Origin of the sequence: Phycicoccus sp. CSK15P-2, assembly GCF_016888005.1 — a bacterium.
GTDB lineage: Bacteria > Actinomycetota > Actinomycetes > Actinomycetales > Dermatophilaceae > Phycicoccus.
Genome location: NZ_JAFDVE010000009.1, coordinates 301,826 through 319,458 on the forward strand (window position 1 = coordinate 301,826; position 17,633 = coordinate 319,458).

At 71.8% G+C, this 17,633-nt stretch carries 18 protein-coding genes; 13 read left to right on the plus strand and 5 right to left on the minus strand.

Going from position 1 to position 17,633, the window contains the following annotated elements:
• The 6 genes from JQN72_RS06290 (at nucleotide 1) to JQN72_RS06315 (ending at nucleotide 3,599) form a co-directional block, all read left to right on the plus strand.
• Nucleotides 1-1,296: a SufS family cysteine desulfurase gene (locus JQN72_RS06290; protein WP_204134299.1), complete on the plus strand. Its 1,296-nt coding sequence runs from the start codon at nucleotides 1-3 to the stop codon at nucleotides 1,294-1,296.
• Nucleotides 1,296-1,742, plus strand: a complete 447-nt coding sequence (gene sufU / locus JQN72_RS06295) for a Fe-S cluster assembly sulfur transfer protein SufU (protein WP_204134300.1) — start codon at nucleotides 1,296-1,298, stop codon at nucleotides 1,740-1,742. The genes JQN72_RS06290 and sufU overlap by 1 nt, the downstream gene beginning before the upstream one ends.
• Nucleotides 1,739-2,065 carry a metal-sulfur cluster assembly factor gene (locus JQN72_RS06300; RefSeq protein ID WP_204134301.1) on the plus strand — a complete coding sequence of 109 codons (327 nt, stop codon included), beginning with the start codon at nucleotides 1,739-1,741 and terminating at the stop codon, nucleotides 2,063-2,065. The genes sufU and JQN72_RS06300 overlap by 4 nt, the downstream gene beginning before the upstream one ends.
• A gap of 1 nt (nucleotide 2,066) precedes the next feature.
• Entirely contained in the window at nucleotides 2,067-2,600 is a 534-nt protein-coding gene (locus JQN72_RS06305) for an acVLRF1 family peptidyl-tRNA hydrolase (protein ID WP_204134302.1), read from the plus strand.
• 64 nt (nucleotides 2,601-2,664) lie between these two features.
• Complete coding sequence (locus tag JQN72_RS06310) at nucleotides 2,665-3,282, plus strand: hypothetical protein (protein WP_204134303.1); 618 nt, start codon at nucleotides 2,665-2,667, stop codon at nucleotides 3,280-3,282.
• Nucleotides 3,279-3,599 carry a transcriptional regulator gene (locus JQN72_RS06315; protein ID WP_204134304.1) on the plus strand — a complete coding sequence of 107 codons (321 nt, stop codon included), beginning with the start codon at nucleotides 3,279-3,281 and terminating at the stop codon, nucleotides 3,597-3,599. The genes JQN72_RS06310 and JQN72_RS06315 overlap by 4 nt, the downstream gene beginning before the upstream one ends.
• 26 nt (nucleotides 3,600-3,625) lie before the next feature.
• On the opposite strand, the gene JQN72_RS06320 is transcribed toward JQN72_RS06315, so the two are convergent.
• The gene (locus JQN72_RS06320; RefSeq protein ID WP_204134305.1) at nucleotides 3,626-4,027 is read right to left on the minus strand and encodes a PPOX class F420-dependent oxidoreductase; all 402 of its coding nucleotides are present in this window, start codon (nucleotides 4,025-4,027) and stop codon (nucleotides 3,626-3,628) included.
• Between the two features lie 155 nt (nucleotides 4,028-4,182).
• On the opposite strand from JQN72_RS06320, the gene JQN72_RS06325 reads away from it, so the two are divergent.
• Nucleotides 4,183-4,620 carry an iron chaperone gene (locus tag JQN72_RS06325; RefSeq protein WP_204134306.1) on the plus strand — a complete coding sequence of 146 codons (438 nt, stop codon included), beginning with the start codon at nucleotides 4,183-4,185 and terminating at the stop codon, nucleotides 4,618-4,620.
• A gap of 1 nt (nucleotide 4,621) precedes the next feature.
• On the opposite strand, the gene JQN72_RS06330 is transcribed toward JQN72_RS06325, so the two are convergent.
• Complete coding sequence (locus JQN72_RS06330; protein WP_204134307.1) at nucleotides 4,622-5,539, minus strand: neutral zinc metallopeptidase; 918 nt, start codon at nucleotides 5,537-5,539, stop codon at nucleotides 4,622-4,624.
• Between the two features lie 127 nt (nucleotides 5,540-5,666).
• Between JQN72_RS06330 and JQN72_RS06335 the strand changes: the two genes are divergently transcribed.
• Nucleotides 5,667-7,265, plus strand: coding sequence for an ABC-F family ATP-binding cassette domain-containing protein (locus tag JQN72_RS06335; protein ID WP_204134308.1), 1,599 nt, complete (start codon nucleotides 5,667-5,669; stop codon nucleotides 7,263-7,265).
• A 72-nt stretch (nucleotides 7,266-7,337) separates the two neighbouring features.
• Nucleotides 7,338-7,808: a VOC family protein gene (locus JQN72_RS06340; protein WP_204134309.1), complete on the plus strand. Its 471-nt coding sequence runs from the start codon at nucleotides 7,338-7,340 to the stop codon at nucleotides 7,806-7,808.
• Between the two features lie 41 nt (nucleotides 7,809-7,849).
• Here the strand turns inward: JQN72_RS06340 and JQN72_RS06345 are convergent, their stop codons facing one another.
• Together JQN72_RS06345 and JQN72_RS06350 are read right to left on the minus strand one after the other, a co-directional pair.
• Nucleotides 7,850-8,875, minus strand: a complete 1,026-nt coding sequence (locus JQN72_RS06345) for a LacI family DNA-binding transcriptional regulator (RefSeq protein WP_204134310.1) — start codon at nucleotides 8,873-8,875, stop codon at nucleotides 7,850-7,852.
• A 10-nt stretch (nucleotides 8,876-8,885) separates the two neighbouring features.
• Nucleotides 8,886-11,324: a glycoside hydrolase family 3 N-terminal domain-containing protein gene (locus tag JQN72_RS06350; protein WP_204134311.1), complete on the minus strand. Its 2,439-nt coding sequence runs from the start codon at nucleotides 11,322-11,324 to the stop codon at nucleotides 8,886-8,888.
• A 288-nt stretch (nucleotides 11,325-11,612) separates the two neighbouring features.
• Here JQN72_RS06350 and JQN72_RS06355 point away from each other — a divergent pair, with 288 nt between their 5' ends.
• The 4 genes from JQN72_RS06355 to JQN72_RS06370 all read left to right on the plus strand — a co-directional run bounded on the left by JQN72_RS06355 (nucleotide 11,613) and on the right by JQN72_RS06370 (nucleotide 16,765).
• Nucleotides 11,613-12,968, plus strand: a complete 1,356-nt coding sequence (locus JQN72_RS06355) for an extracellular solute-binding protein (protein WP_204134312.1) — start codon at nucleotides 11,613-11,615, stop codon at nucleotides 12,966-12,968.
• Entirely contained in the window at nucleotides 12,965-13,891 is a 927-nt protein-coding gene (locus JQN72_RS06360) for a carbohydrate ABC transporter permease (protein ID WP_204134313.1), read from the plus strand. Before JQN72_RS06355 ends, JQN72_RS06360 begins: the two co-directional genes overlap by 4 nt.
• 5 nt (nucleotides 13,892-13,896) lie before the next feature.
• Nucleotides 13,897-14,802 (plus strand): carbohydrate ABC transporter permease, encoded by a 906-nt coding sequence (locus JQN72_RS06365; RefSeq protein WP_204134314.1) that lies wholly within the window; start codon nucleotides 13,897-13,899, stop codon nucleotides 14,800-14,802.
• A 91-nt stretch (nucleotides 14,803-14,893) separates the two neighbouring features.
• Nucleotides 14,894-16,765 (plus strand): ABC transporter ATP-binding protein, encoded by a 1,872-nt coding sequence (locus JQN72_RS06370; RefSeq protein WP_204134357.1) that lies wholly within the window; start codon nucleotides 14,894-14,896, stop codon nucleotides 16,763-16,765.
• 51 nt (nucleotides 16,766-16,816) lie between these two features.
• Here the strand turns inward: JQN72_RS06370 and JQN72_RS06375 are convergent, their stop codons facing one another.
• Nucleotides 16,817-17,605 (minus strand): SURF1 family protein, encoded by a 789-nt coding sequence (locus JQN72_RS06375; protein ID WP_204134315.1) that lies wholly within the window; start codon nucleotides 17,603-17,605, stop codon nucleotides 16,817-16,819.
• Nucleotides 17,606-17,633: the final 28 nt, after the last annotated feature.

Here is a 17,633-nt window from a genome sequence, read left to right on the forward strand (position 1 = left end):
GTGGCAGCAGCCCCCTTCACCGACGAGGAGCTCGCCCGCATCCGGGCGGACTTCCCGATCCTGTCGCGCACGGTGCGCGGGGGCCACCCGCTCGTCTACCTCGACTCCGGGGCCACCTCGCACAAGCCGGTCGCCGTGCTCGACGCCGAACGGCGGTTCTACGAGCACACCAACGCGGCTGTGCACCGCGGCGCCCACCAGCTGTCCGAGGAGGGCACCGACGCCTACGAGTCGGCCCGGGCCACCATCGCGCGGTTCATCGGCGCGCAGGCGTCGGATGTCGTCTTCACCCGGAACGCCACCGAGGCGCTCAACCTCGTCGCGTACGCGTTCACGAACGGCGCGCACGGCGGCGGTGGCGGCCACGGAGACCGGTTCCGGCTCGGCCCGGGTGACGAGGTGCTCGTCACCGAGATGGAGCACCACGCGAACCTCATCCCGTGGCAGGAGGCCTGCAAGCGCACCGGCGCGACGCTGCGCTGGGTGCCGGTGACGGCCGACGGCAGGCTCGACCTCACCGACCTCGACACGCTGCTCACCGAGCGGACGAAGGTCTTCGCGTTCACGCACGTCTCGAACGTGCTCGGCACGCTCAACCCGGTGCGCGAGCTCGCCGAGAAGGCGCACGCCGTCGGGGCGCTGGCCGTGCTCGACGCCTGCCAGTCGGTGCCGCACCTGCCGGTCGACGTCGTCGACCTCGGGGTCGACCTCCTCGCGTACTCGGGCCACAAGATGTTCGGCCCGCTCGGCGTCGGGGTCCTCTGGGGCCGCCGCGAGCTGCTCGACGAGATGCCGGTGTTCCTCACCGGCGGCTCGATGATCGAGACCGTCACGATGGAGGGAGCCACGTACGCCCCCGTGCCGCAGAAGTTCGAGGCCGGCGTGCCCGTCGCGGCGCAGGCCGTGGGCCTCGCGGCGGCGTGCGACTACCTCACCGACCTCGGGATGGGCCGCGTCCACGCCCACGAGCAGGCCGTCACGGAGCGCCTGCTGCACGGTCTCGCCGAGCGCCCGTGGGTCACCGTCCTCGGGCCGTCCGACCTGCGCCACCGTGGTGGAGCCGTCGCGTTCGCGGTCGACGGCGTGCACCCGCACGACGTCGGGCAGGTGCTCGACGACCGGGGCGTGGAGGTCCGTGTCGGCCACCACTGCGCGTGGCCGCTGCACCGGTCGCTGCGGGTGCCGGCGAGCACCCGGGCCTCGTTCGCCGCCTACACCACGCCCGGCGAGGTCGACGCGCTCCTCACCGCGCTCGACCACGTGCCTGCGACGTTCGGTCTGGAGGTCCCGGCCTGATGGACCTCTACCAGGAGCTCATCCTCGACCACTACAAGAACCCCGTCCGGCACGGCCTCCGAGAGCCGTTCCAGGGGGAGAGCCACCAGGTGAACCCCACGTGCGGCGACGAGGTCACCCTGCGGGTCCACGTGACCGGCGAGGGTGAGGACGCCGTCGTCGAGGACGTCTCGTACGACTCGATGGGCTGCTCGATCAGCGTCGCCTCCGCCTCCATCCTCGCCGAGGAGCTCACCGGCGGCACGGTCGCGCATGCCCGGACGACGTACGAGGCGATGCGCACCATGCTCACGAGCAAGGGCGAGGACCCCGGCGACGAGGACGTCATCGGGGACGGCGTGGCCCTCTCCGGTGTCGCGAAGTACCCCGCCCGCGTCAAGTGCGCCCTGCTGTCCTGGGCCGCGTTCACCGATGCCCTCTACCAGGCCGAAGGAGCGAAGCTGTGACCGATACCGCCACCCCCGCCAACGTCGCGGACGTCGAGGAGGCCATGCGCGACGTCGTCGACCCCGAGCTCGGGATCAACGTCGTCGACCTCGGGCTCGTCTACGGCATCACCGTCGACCCGCAGAACCACGCCGTCATCGACATGACGCTCACGTCCGCGGCCTGCCCGCTGACCGACGTCATCGAGGACCAGACCGCAGCCTCGCTCGAGGGCGTCGTCGTGTCGCACCGGATCAACTGGGTCTGGATGCCGCCGTGGGGCCCGGACAAGATCACCGACGACGGCCGCGAGCAGCTGCGGGCGCTGGGCTTCAACATCTGAGGTGAGCACCCGCGTCGTCGAGGTCGCGCCCGAGCGCTACGACCGCTGGCGGACGCGCTTCGACGAGAACAACGTCCACGGCCCACAGCGGGTCGCCGGTGTGGATCACTTCGACCACGACCCGCTGGCGCTCGTCCTCGTGCGCCGCGGCGGCTACGCGGTGGGCGTCGCCGTCGCCGGCCGCCTGACCGCGCACAAGACGGGAACCCGGTACGTCCAGTCGCGGACGGCGGCCGGCGGATGGTCCCAGCAGCGGTTCGCCCGGCGCCGCGGCAACCAGGCCGACGAGCTGGTCGGGGCGGTGGCGGACCATGCGGCGCGGGTCCTGCGGGGGAGCGGGGCACATGGTCTCGTCCTCGGCGGCGACCGGGCCCTCGCCGGGGCGGTGCTCGACGACGATCGCCTGGCCGCGCTGCGCGGCCTACCGCGGCGCGAGATCTACGACCTGCCCGACCCGCGCCTGGCGGTCCTGGAGAAGGCGGTCCTGCGGGCGCGTGCCGTCCGGGTCACCATCGAGGAGGAGCGGCAGGGTTGACCACCTTGTGGTTTGTAGTGCAAACTCAAATTACTTTGCACCGCAAACCGAAGGGTTGGTCACCATGAGCGACGCCACAGGACTCACCGCGCACGCCGCCCGCGCGCTGCTGGACGACAGCGAGGACGCGGCACGACGGGCCATCGACGTTCCCGGCGCCCCGCTCTTCGGGGCGTGGGGTGTCTTCTGGGCGGGCGGGTACGGGGCCGTGTGGCTGTCCGTGCGCGACCAGGTGGTCTACACGGGGCCCGCCGGCTGGTCGCTGGCCGTCATGGGTGTGTTGGGTGCACTGGCCCTCGCCGTCACCGCCGTCGTCATCGGGCGGGCCACTCGCGGGGTCTGGGGCCCCTCGGCGCGGGCGGGCATGTTCTACGGGCTCGCCTGGCCGGTGTCGTTCGCCGCCGGACAGGTGGTCGCGGTGGGGATCGCCCGTGCGGGCGGAGGAGCGCCGGAGCTCGTCGGCGTCGTGTCCGCCACCCTCCCGGCGCTCGTCGTCGCGGTCATCTACTGCGTCTCCGCGGCGGTGTGGGGCGGGGCCGAGTTCTTCGTCGCCGGCGCGGCCCTCGCCGTCGCCGCCTCGGGGGGCGCGCTCCTGGGACCGGTCGACGGCCTGCTCTGGCTCCTGCTCGTCGGGGCGACCGGGTTCGCCGCCGCCGCCGTCATGAGCGCGCGCACCCGATGAGCGTGGACCCCCGCGACCTCGCGGACGTCGAGCTCGACCCGGTCATCCACACCCCGGCGCGGCTGCGCATCGTGGCCACCTTGAACTCGCTCGGCCCGGGTGACTCGCTGAGCTTCACCCGGCTCCAGGGCATCCTCGGTCTCACGGCGGGCAACCTCATCACCCACCTGCGCCGGCTCGAGGAGGCCGGCTACGTGCGGGTCGAGCGCAGCGGGGAGGGCCGCTCCGCCCGGTCCAGCACGGCGCTCACGGACGTGGGGCGGGCTGCGCTCACCACCTACCGCCGGTCGCTGGCGGCCATCCTCGACCAACCGTGACCGCGCACGGCCGCTCCGCCCCGGCGTCAGGGCGCCGGCGTGACGCGGACGATGACGCGGTCGGTGTGGCCGCGCCGCATGAGCCACTCGACGCCGAGCACGAGCCGGACCTGGACGCCGTACTTCTCCCGCAGGACCCGGTGGGCGGCGTCCACGGCCTCGCGGCCCTGCCTGACCTCGGCGACCCCGGCCAGCACCGGGGCGTCGTCGGCCACCCGGCCCCGTCGCGAGCAGGGGCGCAGCTCCACCCGGGGGTCGCGGCGCAGCCGCCGCACCTTGTAGGAGTCCGCGGGCGTCGTGACGACGAGTGCGCCCTCCCCGTCCGGAGCCGCCCACACCGGCGTCGCGACCCCGCTGCCGTCACGGCGGAACGTCGTCAGCGAGACGAACTGCTCCTCCGCCATCTCGGTCCAGGACGCGTCGCTCATGACGCCATCGTGTCACTCCCGGTGGCGCGCCACGTCGGTGGCCGTGCGTCCGAAGCCCGGACTCGCTCGCCCGTCCACCCGTCAGGATCGGAGAAGCGGCGCCGGGATCGGGCGGGGGACGATGGGAGGAGTCACGACCGAGCGAGAGGACCGCCATGAGCGCTGCGAAGGACACCGAGGGGACGCTGACGGCCGAGGAGAAGGCGGCCATGAAGGAGCTGGCGCAGGAGCGACGAGCACGCAAGAAGGGGGCCAAGGCCGAGGACGACCTCAAGGCCGTGCTCGACAAGATCGCCGAGATGCCCGACGAGGAGCGCGAGCTCTGTACCCGCCTCCACGAGGTCATCACCGGGGCTGCACCCGGGCTCGCACCACGGACCTGGTACGGGATGCCGGCCTACGCCAAGGACGGCACGGTGCTCTGCTTCATGCAGAACCCCACGAAGTTCGGGGTCCGCTACACGACGCTCGGTTTCCAGGACGTCGCCGCCCTCGACGACGGCCCGATGTGGCCCACGGGCTTTGCGATCGTCCGGCTGACGAAGACCGTCGAGAAGGACGTCGCGGCCCTCGTCCGCCGCGCCGTGGGCTGACTCAGCGCTCGTAGACGGACTGCACCGCGAAGGTGTCGCAACGGTTGAGGTCGCCGGTGCGGAACCCGGTCATGAACCACTGCTGACGCGCCTCCGCCGACCCGTGGGTCCACGACTCCGGGGTGACGCGGCCGGAGGTCTTCTCCTGGATCCGGTCGTCGCCGACCGCGGCCGCCGCGGACAGGGCCGAGTCGATGTCGCTCTGGGTGAGCTGCTTCAGGAACGGCGTCCCGGTGTCCTCGTCGGCCACCGCGCTGGCGTGCTGGGCCCAGACCCCTGCGAGGCAGTCGGCCATGAGCTCGACCCGGACGGCGCCGGACTCGGCGCCCTGCGGGTCCTGCTGGGCGCGGCCGAGGAGCCCGAGCTGGTCCTGCAGCGCGTGCCCGTACTCGTGCGCGACCACGTACTCCTGGGCCAGCGCACCGTCGTCGGCGCCGAACCGCTGGGTGAGGACCTCGAAGAAGCTGGCGTCGATGTAGACGCTCTTGTCGAGCGGACAGTAGAAGGGCCCGACCTGGTTGCTCGCGGTGCCGCACCCCGACTGGGTCGTCCCGCTGTAGAGGACCGTCTGCGTGGGCTGCCACTCCCGCTTGAAGCGGACGAGCTCGCCCTCCCAGAACGCCTGCACGGAGTTGACCGTGCCGATGACCCGGCACTCGACATCGGCGTTGGCGTCCGCGCCGGTCTGGCACCGCGAGAACGCGTCACCGTCCTGCTGCCCTCCCGCCTGGACCTGGCCGGGGTCGAGCTGTCCGCCCCCGGTCGGCAGCTGGCTCGGGTCGATACCGAAGATCATCGCGAGGATGACGAGGACGATGCCGCCGATCCCCCCACCGACGACCATCCCGCCCGGGCCCCCGCCCCGCCCACCCGACCTCACCTGCGAGGTGTCGAGCGTGACGTTCTCGTTGAAGCTCATCGGGCCGCCTTCCGGTTCGCCGTGGCCGGACGGGTCTCCGGCGGGACCTAGACTAGAGGGGACGCCGGGCCGCTGCGCCGCCGCACGCGGCCCGTTCGCGCGTCCACCCCCGACCGAGAGGTACCCCGTGATCACCGCTGCGTCCGTCGAGCTGCGAGCAGGCTCCCGCCTGCTCCTCGACGGTGCGACCTTCCGGGTCGCACCGGGGGACCGGATCGGTCTCGTCGGTCGCAACGGGGCCGGCAAGACGACCTTGACCAAGACTCTCGCCGGGGTGACCCAGCCCGCCGCGGGCACGATCACCCGCGCCGGCGAGGTCGGCTACCTGCCCCAGGACCCTCGCACCGGCGATCTCCACGTGTCCGCCCGCGACCGCGTCCTGTCGGCTCGGGGTCTGGACGTCATCGTCCGCGACCTCCGCTCGGCCGAGCACGCCATGGCCGTCGAGAGCGGCGAGAAGCAGGAGCGCGCGATGCGGCGCTACGGCAGGCTGGACGCCGAGTTCACGGCGGCCGGCGGCTACGCGGCCGAGTCCGAGGCCGCCCAGATCGCGGCGGCCCTCGGCCTCGAGGAGCGCATCCTCGATCAGGAGATCGGCACGCTGTCGGGCGGTCAGCGGCGGCGGGTCGAGCTCACCCGCATCCTCTTCTCGGGCGCCGAGACCCTGCTGCTCGACGAGCCGACCAACCACCTCGACGCCGACTCCATCCTCTGGCTGCGCGACCACCTCAAGGGCTACCGCGGCGGGCTGGTCGTCATCAGCCACGACGTCGACCTTCTCGGCGTGGTCGTCAACAAGGTGTTCCACCTCGACGCCAACCGGGCCGAGCTCGACCAGTACAACCTCGGCTGGAAGGCCTACCTCCAGCAGCGCGAGACCGACGAGCGGCGCCGCAAGCGCGAGCGGGCCAACGCCGAGAAGAAGGCGTCCGCGCTCATGGCCCAGGCCGACAAGATGCGTGCCAAGGCCACGAAGACGGTCGCCGCCCAGAACATGCAGCGCCGGGCCGAGCGGCTGCTCGGCGGGCTCGAGGCCGAGCGCGTCCAGGACAAGGTGGCCAACCTGCGCTTCCCCAAGCCGTCGCCGTGCGGGAAGACCCCGCTCCGCGCGTCCGGGCTGTCCCGTTCGTACGGCTCGGCCGAGGTCTTCACCGACGTCGACCTCGCCATCGACCGCGGGTCACGCGTCGTCGTCCTCGGGCTCAACGGCGCCGGGAAGACCACCTTGCTCCGGCTGCTGGCGGGCGTCGACGACCCGGACACCGGCCAGGTCGAGCCGGGGCACGGCCTCAAGCTCGGCTACTACGCCCAGGAGCACGAGAACCTCGACGTCTCCCGCACCGTGCTCGAGAACATGAAGTCGGCGGCACCCGACCTCGGCGAGACCGACGTCCGCAAGGTCCTCGGGTCCTTCCTCTTCACCGGTGACGACGTCCACAAGCCGGCCGGGGTGCTCTCCGGCGGGGAGAAGACCCGGCTCTCGCTCGCGCTGCTCGTCGTGTCCTCGGCCAACGTGCTCCTCCTCGACGAGCCGACGAACAACCTCGACCCGGCATCCCGCGAGGAGATCCTCGGGGCGCTGCGCACGTACGAGGGTGCCGTCGTCCTCGTCACGCACGACGAGGGCGCCGTCGACGCGCTCGAGCCGGAGCGCATCCTCCTCCTGCCGGACGGCGTCGAGGACCTGTGGGGCGCCGACTACCGAGAGCTCGTGACACTCGCCTGAGGCAGACCGATGACTTCGGCGTGGGAGCCGGGTCGGTACGGGTGAGGATGTCCCCGACGACAGGAGCCCGACATGCCGACCATCACGCCCAGCCTCTGGTTCGACGACGACCTCGAGGAGGCGATGGCGTTCTACGCGTCCGTCTTCCCGAACTCCCGAGTCCACGACGTCGTGCGCTACACCGAGGCCGGGCCGGGTGAGCCCGGCACGGTCGTCACCGCCACGTTCGACCTCGACGGCACGCGGTTCAGCGGGATCAACGGCGGTCCGATGTTCCGGTTCACCGAGGCCGTGTCGTTCGTCGTCGACTGCGCCGACCAGGACGAGGTCGACCACTACTGGAGCGCCCTCACCGACGGCGGGGAGGAGTCGCAGTGCGGGTGGCTCAAGGACAGGTTCGGCCTCAGCTGGCAGGTGGTCCCGCGGCGGCTCGGGGAGCTGTTGTCCGATCCCGACCCGGCGCGAGCAGCCCGCGCCACTCAGGCGATGCTCGGGATGCGCAGGATCGTGGTCAGCGAGCTCGAGGCCGCCGCGGCGGGCTGAAACCCCACCGACGGACCTGGCCGACTGCGGTCGGGCGGGTGTCAACGCGGAGCGGCGGTGGACGCGCGGACGACCAGCCGGGTGGCGAGGGCCACGTGTGGTGCGTCGACCTCGTGTCCGTCGACGAGGCGCAGGAGCGTCCGGAGACCGAGCGACCCCATCTCCAGCAGCGGCTGACGCACCGTCGTGAGCGGCGGGGACGCCGTCATGGCCAGCGGGACGTCGTCGAAGCCCAGCACGGAGAGGTCCTCGGGAACCCGCAGCCCCTGCCTGCGAGCGGCCTCGATCACCCCGAGCGCCACCTCGTCCGACCCCGCGAAGACGGCGGTCGGTCGGTCGTCCCGGTCGAGCAGCCGGACGCCGCCCCGGAGGCCGGTCTCGAAGTCGAAGACCTGCCCGCCCGTCACGAGGTCGGGCAGCAGCGCGTGGCCCTCGGCCTCCAGCGCGGCGCGTAGCCCGCCCACCCGGGCGGCGTTGCACGCGGCGCGCAGGGCGCCGCCGACGTAGCCGATCCGGTGGTGTCCGAGCGCGAGAAGATGCTGCCCCGCGCTCAGCCCGCCCGTGAAGTTCGTCGAGCCGATGCTCGGAGCCCCGGACGTCTGCGGGTCGACGGGGTCGACGAGGACCACCGGCAGACCGGCCTTGCGCAGGGCTCCGACCTGGGCCCGGGTCATCTCGCCAGTGACGCCGACCACCCCGGTCCGCCCCTCGCCGACGAGCCGTCGGGCCCAGGCCGTGGCGTCCTCGGGCCGTCTCGTGGCCTCGGACTCTCGCGTGCTCATGGCGACGACGACGCCGAGCTCGACGGCGGCGTTGAGGACGCCCTGGACGACCTGCCCCGTGAAGGCGGAGTGCAGGTGGTCGCACAGCAGCTCCACGCTGCGGGTGGGGTCGGGACGGTGCCGTGACGCCGTGGGGTAGTCGTGCTCGTCGAGCAGGACGCGGACGCGGGCACGGGTCCCCTCGGCGACGTCACGGCGGTTGTTGAGCACCTTGCTCACGGTCGCGACGGACACCCCGGCGGACTCGGCGATCGTCGCGAGGGTCGGTCGGGTGCTCCCGGTCACCCCGGGCACGTCACCCGCTCCGTTCGACGGGGGTCACGGCCGTGGGCGTCGTGAGCCGGCGCCCGGTGCCGACCGTGCGCCGGTCGCCCACGAGCTCGAGATCGGTTCGGCACGGAAGGTCCTCCGCAGAGGTGCCGACGAGCACCTGGAGCGTCCCGGGCTCGACGACGTGCTCCAGCTCCGGTCCGACGAACGCGGTGCGGTCGGCATGGAGGGTGAAGGTGACGTCGGCGGACCCGCCGGGCTCCAGGGGGACCCGGGTGAACCCCACGAGCTGGCGGACCGGCCGCACCACCGAGGCGACCGCGTCGCGCAGGTACAGCTGGACGAGCTCCTCCCCGGCCCGTCCGCCCGTGTTGGTGACCCGCACGGTCACCTCGACCTCCCCGTCGGCGACGAGCTCGTCGGCGGACAGCCGCAGGTCGTCGACGGTGAACGTGGTGTAGCTGCGGCCGAACCCGAACGGGAAGAGCGGCGTGGGGTCGAGGCTGCTGATGCCGGCGCTTTCCTCCGAGGCCAGAGGTGGCCGCAGGTACGTCCCGGGCTGGCCCCCGGGGGTCCGCGGCACCTGCACCGGAAGGTGCCCGGTGGGCTGGACCCGGCCGGAGAGTATCCCCGCGACGGCCGGGCCGCCCTCCTCGCCCGGCATGAACGCCTGGACGAGGCCGGCGACGCGCCCGGCCCAGTCCCCGAGGGCGTAGGGGCGGCCGGACACGACGACGAGGACCACGGGTGTGCCGGTCTCGAGAAGGGTGTCGACGAGCCGGCCCTGGACCCCCGGGAGTGCGAGGTCGTCGGCGTCACAGCCCTCCCCGGAGGTGCCGATGCCGAAGAGGCCGGCGCGGTCGCCGACGTAGGCGACGACGAGGTCGGCCGAGGCGGCGGCGTCGACGGCCGCGGCGATGCCCGAGGTGTCGTCACCCTCGACGGTGCACCCGGGCTCGTGGACGACCTCGGCGTCCGGCAGCTCGGCCCGCAGCGACTCGAGCATCGTGGGAACCTCGATACCGGGCCCACGTTCGGGGTAGCGGGGGAGGACGTGGTTGGGGAAGGCGTAGCAGCCCATGTGCGTGCGAGGGTCGTCCGCGCACGGGCCGACGACGGCCACCCGTGCCGGGAGCTCGCGTGCGTCACCGGTGAGCGGGAGAGCCGTGCCGGGGTCGAGGAGCACGACGGAGCGCTCCGCCATCCGGCGGGCGAGGTCGCGGTTGGCCGGGGAGTCGAGGTCCACCGAGCCGGCACGCTCGACCGACGCCTCCGGTGACCAGCCCGGGTCGAGCAGCCCGAGCTGGACCTTCTGGCGCAGGTGCCGTCGGACGGCACGGTCGACGAGGGCCTCGTCCAGCTCGCCGCGCTCGACACGCTCCACGAGATGGGTGCCGAAGCCCGAGGTGTCGGGCAGCTCGACGTCGACACCCGCCTGAAGCGCGGTGACCCCCGCACCGTCGACACCCCGGGCGACGCGGTGCATCGAGGCGAGGAACGGGACCGACCAGTAGTCGGAGACCACCGTGCCCTCGAAGCCCCACCGTTCGCGCAGCACGGTCGTGAGGAGCCACGGGTCCCCGCTCGTGGGGACGCCGTCGATGTCGTTGTAGGCGCTCATGACCGACCGCGCGCCGCCCTCGCGCAGCGCGGTCTCGAACGCGGGGAGGATGACCTCCAGGAGCTCGCGGCGACCCATCGAGACAGGTCCGTGGTTGCGGGCGGCCCGCGAGGACGAGTACCCCGCGAAGTGCTTGAGCGTCGCGATGACGCCCGCCGACTCGAGTCCCCGGACGTAGGCGGCGCCGAGCTGGCCGACGACGTAGGTGTCCTCGCCCATCGTCTCCTCGACCCGGCCCCACCGGTAGTCCCGGACGACGTCCATCACGGGGGAGAGCCCTTGGTGGACGCCGAGCGCCGCCATGTCGCGGCCGATCGCGGCGCCCATCTCCTCGACGAGCACCGGGTCGAAGGTGGCCGCCCAGGCGATGGCGGCCGGGTAGACCGTTGCCCCGTAGGTGGTGAACCCCGTGAGGCACTCCTCGTGGACGAGGGCCGGGACGCCGAGCCGGCTGCCCTCGAGGACGACCCCGTGCTGGCGGACGACCTCGGCGGCGCCCTCGGCCGGGGTGAGGGGGGTCGACCCGTACACCCGGGTGAGCTGGCCCAGGCCCTCCCGGCTCGCGTCCTCGAGCGGCACGGTGCCGGAGGCGGCGAACTGGTCCTGCAGCGGCGCGACGGTCCAGTGGTCCCCGTCCTCGGCCGTGGCGTCGTCGACGGGGGAGGAGTCCATGTCGTTGAGCACCCACCGGCTGCCGAGCTGGGCGACCTTCTCGGCGAGGGTCATCTCCGCGAGGAGCGCCTCGGCGCGCTCATCCGCCGGTCGGGTGGTGTCCCGCCAGGCCGGGACTCCGTCCGCAGGCTGCGCGCGGTGTTCGGAGCCGGTCGTGGCGGGAAACGTCATGGACGGTCTCCGATCGAAACTTTTCGGGACGATCCGAAGGCGGGCAGGGGTGCCGTCGGACGCAGGGGAACGGGAGCAGTCTGGCTCGAAACGACTGTGCTGGCAAGGACTGCAGACCGTTCCGGCATCCCTCGAGCTCCGTCCTGGGGACCGTTGACAGGTGTCGGTCGGAGGCCTACGTTGAGCAGCAGGTCGAAAGCGGGGTCGCCGTTTTCGACAGTCACCGAACAGTGTCCTCGCCGCCCGGTCGTCGTGGAGCGGGCAGGTGGACGTCCTCAGGAGATCAGCGTGGATCCTCAGACCCAGACTCGTCCGTCGGCCTCTCGCCGTAGCGTCCTCGCCTTCGTCGCGGGGCTCCCGATCACGGCTGCGACGCTGTCGGCGTGCGGCAGCTCCGGCCCCGGGAGCGCGGAGTCCTCCGGCGGTGGTGGCACCGGCGCCAGCTTCTGGACGCTCAGCGGAAAGCCGCAGGAGGACATCCGCCAGCAGGCCGCCGACGAGTTCAACGAGGCCCACTCCGACACGCCGATCGAGGTCACGCTCTTCCAGAACGACGCCTACAAGCAGAAGGTCAAGACGGCGCTCGGGGCGGGCCAGGCTCCGACGATCCTCTGGGGCTGGGGTGGCGGTGGCCTCAAGAGCTGGGTCGACGCCGGCCAGGTCGAGGACCTCACGTCGTTCTTCGACGAGAACGGCGACCTCAAGGACAAGATCTTCCCGGCGGCGTTCGGTGCGGCCACCGTCGACGACACGGTCTACGCCCTGCCCTGCGAGACGGTGACGCCCATCGTCCTCTACTGGAACAAGGCCGTGTTCGACCAGGTCGGCGTCCAGCCGCCGCAGTCCTGGAGCGACATCCTCGACCTCGTCCCGGCGTTCAACGACAAGGGGATCGCCCCGTTCTCGCTCGGCGGCCAGTCGCGGTGGACCAACATGATGTGGCTCGAGTTCCTCTTCGACCGGATCGGCGGGCCGGAGGTCTTCCAGGCGGTGTTCGACGGCGAGAAGGACGCCTGGAGCAACCCGGACGCCATCAAGGCCCTGACCGAGATGCAGAAGCTCATCGAGATGAACGGCTTCGTCAAGGGGTTCGCGTCGATCACGGCGGACTCCAACGCCGACCAGGCCCTGCTCTACACCGGCAAGGCCGCGATGATGCTGCACGGCGCCTGGACGTACGGGGGTATGAAGAACGACGGCGGCGACTTCGTGAGTGGCGGCAACCTCGGCTACATGAACTTCCCGGCGGTCGAGGGTGGCAAGGGCGACCCGAGCAACTCCGTGGGCAACCCCGCGCAGTACCTCTCGATCTCGTCGAAGGCCTCGGACGAGGAGAAGAAGGCCGCGATGACCTTCCTCGCCGAGAGCCAGTTCACGGAGTCGATCCAGCAGGCCTGGATCGACTCCGGCAACATCCCGGTCGCGCAGGGCTCCGACGCACTCATCGGGGACGGTGAGGACGCCGACTGGCTGAAGTTCCAGTACGACATCGCCTCGAACGCCAACAGCTTCGTCCAGTCCTGGGACCAGGCGCTCCCGCCGGCGCAGGCCGAGGTCCTGCTCGACAACATCGCCAAGCTCTTCCAGATGTCGATCGGTCCGGAGGAGTTCGCGACCAACCTCAACGCCGTCATCGGCACGTGAGCGCCGCCTCGGGGACCGCCTCCGACGCGCCGTCCGTCACCCGTCGAGGGGGGACGCGGCCCGGGGCGCTGTGGTGGCTCGCCGTGCCGGCGCTGCTGTTCTTCACCGTCTTCGGCGTCCTGCCGCTCCTCGGTGTCGTCGGTCTGTCGTTCGCGCGCTGGAACGGCATCGGGGCCATCACCCCGGGCGGTCTGAGCGCCTGGCGGGCCGTCCTCGGCGACCCCGGCCTGGCCCACTCGATCTGGGTGACGTTCGAGATCATGGCCGTGTCCTGGCTCGTGCAGACCCCGGCCTCGATCCTCCTGGGCACCTTCCTCGCGGGACCGCAGCGCTACCGTGCGTTCCTCGCGGTGCTGTACGTCGTTCCCCTCCTGCTGTCGTCGGCGGCGATCGCGGTCACGTGGAAGGCGCTGCTCGACCCGAACTTCGGGCTCGGGGCGGGCCTCGGGTGGGACCTGCTGAGCCAGAACTGGCTCGGCGAGGGGGCACTGGCCGTCGGTGTGGTCATCTTCATCGTCTCGTGGCAGTTCGTCCCCTTCCACGCGCTCATCTACCAGGGCGGTGTCCGGCAGATCCCGCGCTCGCTCTACGAGGCGGCCGAGATCGACGGTGCGGGACGGGTGCGGCAGTTCTTCTCGATCACCCTCCCGCAGCTGAAGTACACGGTCATCACGTCCTCGACGCTCATGGTCGTGGGCTCGTTGACCTTCTTCGACCTCATCTTCGTGCTCACCGCGGGCGGTCCTGGCGACGCCACGCGAGTCCTCGCCGTCGAGATGTACCAGACCGGGTTCCTCGGCAACCAGATGGGCCCGGCCAGCGCGATCGCCGTCATCATCGTCTTCAGCGGCCTGGTCATCGCCCAGGTCCTGCGCCGGCTCGGGGGACGTGACCCGTCCGCGAGCGAGCTCGAGGGGATGTGAGCCGGATGTCGACGACGACGCGCACGCCCACGCCCTCCGACACGGTCGCCTCCCCGCGCGGCCCCGAGCGGCCTGCCGGCCGCCGGCGGAGCCTGCTGCGCTCCAACTGGCTGGGCGGGCTCGCGGGCTGGGTCTGGATGCTCGTCGTGATGGTGCCCGTCTACTGGATCGTCATCAGCAGCTTCAAGACGCAGAGCAACTTCTTCGCCTCCAACCCGATGCTCCCGCCGGACGAGTGGTCCCTGGACTCCTACCGGCTGGTCATCGAGAGCGACTTCGTCCGGTACTTCGCGAACAGCGTGGTCGTCACCGCGGGGGCGATCGTCCCCGCGGTCCTCATGTCCTTCATGGCGTCGTACGCGATCGTCCGTGGCGGCGACAACCGGTTCCTGCGGCTCTCGAACTCGGTGTTCCTCATGGGGCTTGCCATCCCGCTCCAGGCGGTCATCATCCCCGTCTACCTGATCATCATCCGGATGAGGATGTACGACACGCTCGGCGGGATGATCCTGCCGAGCATCGCCTTCGCCATCCCGCTCTCGGTGCTCGTGCTCTCCAACTTCATCCGCGACGTGCCGCGCGAGCTCTTCGAGTCGATGCGTCTGGACGGCGCGTCGGAGTGGACGACGATGTGGCGGCTCGCGTTCCCGCTCACCCGGCCGGCCCTGGTGACCGTGACGATCTACAACGCGCTCATCACGTGGAACAACTTCCTCCTGCCGCTCATCCTCACCCAGGATCCCGAGAAGCGGACGCTGCCACTGGCGCTGTGGAGCTTCCAGGGGCAGTACGGGGTCAACGTCCCTGCGGTGCTCGCGTCGGTCGTCCTGACGACCCTGCCGATCCTCGTCTTCTACGCGATCGGTCGCCGCCAGCTGCTCTCCGGGCTGACCGCCGGGTTCGGCAAGTAGCGTCCCGCCCTCACTCCCGGCAGCGGAACATGTGTCGGGCCCCGGTGGTTGACTGCTGGGCAATGACGACGAGGGAGCGCACGACGTGAGCATGCAGAGCTGGCAGGTGATCCGGAGCCTGACCAAGGACTCCAGCGTCGCCGAGCAGCGCCTCGCACCGGGCACCCGGCGGCGGGTCATGCACTACGCGCGGCCCTACCGTACGCAGATCGGCTGGTTCCTCCTCCTCGTCGTCGTCGACGCCGCACTCGTCGTCGCCACCCCCTTGCTGCTCAAGGCGATCGTCGACGACGGGGTCATCCCCGGTGACTCCGCACTCGTCGTCCGGCTCGCGCTCGTCGTCGCCGCGCTGGCCGTCGTCGACGGCCTGCTCACCCTCGTCCAGCGGTGGTTCTCCGCGCGGATCGGGGAGGGGCTCATCCACGACCTGCGCCGCGAGGTCTTCGGACACGTCCTGCGTCAGCCCATCGCCTTCTTCACACGGGTCCAGACCGGGTCGCTCGTCACCCGGCTGGGCAACGACGTCATCGGGGCCCAGCAGGCGTTCACATCGGTCCTCTCCAACGTCGTGAGCAACGCCATCTCGCTCGCCGTCATCGTCGTGACGATGCTCGCGCTCTCGTGGCAGCTGACCCTCGCCGCGCTGGTCCTCGTCCCCTTCTTCCTCCTCCCGGCCCGCTCCATGGGCCGGCGTCTGGCCGACCTCACCCACGAGCAGATGTCGCTCAACGCCGACCTCGGCACCAGGATGAACGAGCGCTTCAACGTCGCGGGTGCGCTCCTCGTCAAGCTGTTCGGCCGCCCCGAGACCGAGGACGCCGAGTACGGGTCGCGCGCGGACCGGGTGCGGGAGATCGGGATCCGGATCGCGCTCAACCGCTCGTTCTTCCTCGTGGGCCTGACGATGATCGCCTCGCTCGCCACGGCCATGGTCTACGGCATCGGGGGTGTGATGGCCGTCGGTGGTTCGCTCACCGTCGGGACCCTGCTCGCGCTCTCAGCGCTGCTGGCCCGCCTGTACGGGCCCCTGACCACGCTGTCCAACGTACGCGTCGACATCATGACGGCCCTGGTCTCCTTCGAGCGCGTCTTCGAGGTCCTCGACCTCGAGCCGCTCGTCGCCGAGGCCCCCGACGCGCGTCCCCTCCCTGCGGGGCCGGTCCACGTCGAGGTGGACGGGGTCGCGTTCGCCTACCCCTCGGCGGACGAGGTCTCGTTGCGCTCGCTCGAGTCGACCGTCACCGGGGACCGGCGGGGCAGCGGCGAGGTCCTGCACGACGTCTCGTTCGTCATGGAACCGGGCTCGCTCAGCGCACTCGTCGGGCCGAGTGGTGCGGGCAAGACGACGATCACGTCGCTCGTCTCGCGTCTCTACGACCCGAGCACCGGCGCCATCAGAGTCAACGGCGCCGACCTGCGGGACGTCACGCTCTCCTCGCTCCAGGACGCCGTCGGTGTGGTGACCCAGGAGGCCCACCTCTTCCACGACACCATCCGGGCCAACCTCGAGTACGCGGCGCCGGACGCCACCGAGGAGCAGCTCGTCGACGCCCTCCGCGCCGCGCAGGTGTGGGCGCTCGTCGAGTCGCTGCCGTCGGGGCTCGACACCGTCGTGGGCGACCGCGGCCACCGGCTCTCCGGCGGCGAGAAGCAGCGCCTGGCCATCGCGCGGCTCCTCCTCAAGGAGCCGGGACTCGTGGTCCTCGACGAGGCCACGGCACACCTGGACAGCGAGTCGGAGCAGGCGGTGCAGCGCGCCCTCGACGCGGCCCTGGCCGACCGGTCGGCCCTCGTCATCGCGCACCGCCTGTCCACCGTGCGGCACGCAGACCAGATCCTCGTCGTCGACGGCGGCCGGATCGTCGAGCGCGGCACGCACGCCGAGCTCGTCCGGGCCGGGGGGCTGTACGCCGACCTCTACCGCACCCAGTTCGCCGACCAGGCCGCAGACCTGACCGCCTGACACCGCTGGCCTGCCCGGTCAGGGCGCCGCAGCCGTCGGCCACGCACCCGCCTACTCGTCCTCCTCGTCCCAGATGCGCACCTTCTTCGGCTTCGGCGGGTACTTCTCGGGGTGGGCCAGACGCTCCTCGCGGCGTACCCCGAAGCCGACGAGGACGAAGCCGAGCACGGTGGACAGCCACCACTGGTAGGCGTAGGCCTGATGCGGTCCGAGGCCGCGCTCCGGGGGCTCCAGAGCGGCCGGTCGTGGGGGAGTGGTGCCGTCCGGGAGGGTCTCGGTGTCGAGCAGCACGTAACCGGGCAGCACCGGCGTGCCCAGCGCTGCCGCGGCGTCCGGGACCGAGAGGTTGGCGATCTGTCCCGGCGCCGGAGCACGGTCGCGGGTCGGCTCGGACGGGCGGAGCCAGCCGACGACGGTCAGCGGTCCGGCCGGCGCCGGTGTCACGTCGGGCAGCACGCTCGCGCCCTGCGCGGACGGGCGCACCCAGCCGCGGTCGACGAGGACGTCGGGTCCGCCGCCCTCCGGGCGGAACGCCCACAGCGCCTCGAGCCCGACCTCGCCCGCGTTCGGACGACCACGCGCGAAGACCGGTCCTGCGACGTACCGGCCGGTGACCGTGACCCGGGTCCAGCCCGACCCGCGTTCGTACCCCACGGGGGTGAGCACGTCGGGCAATGGGACGGGGTCGGCACGGTAGTGCGCGTCGAGCTGCGCGTTGCGGGCGACCTTCGCCTCGTGCCGGTGGTACTGCCAGAAGCCGAGGTGGTAGGCGGCGACGGCGAAGAGCGCTGCGAGGAGGAGTGCGCCGAGCCATCGCGGAGAAGCGAGACGGCGCAGCACCCGGCCACGCTACTCGTCGTAGGCTGGG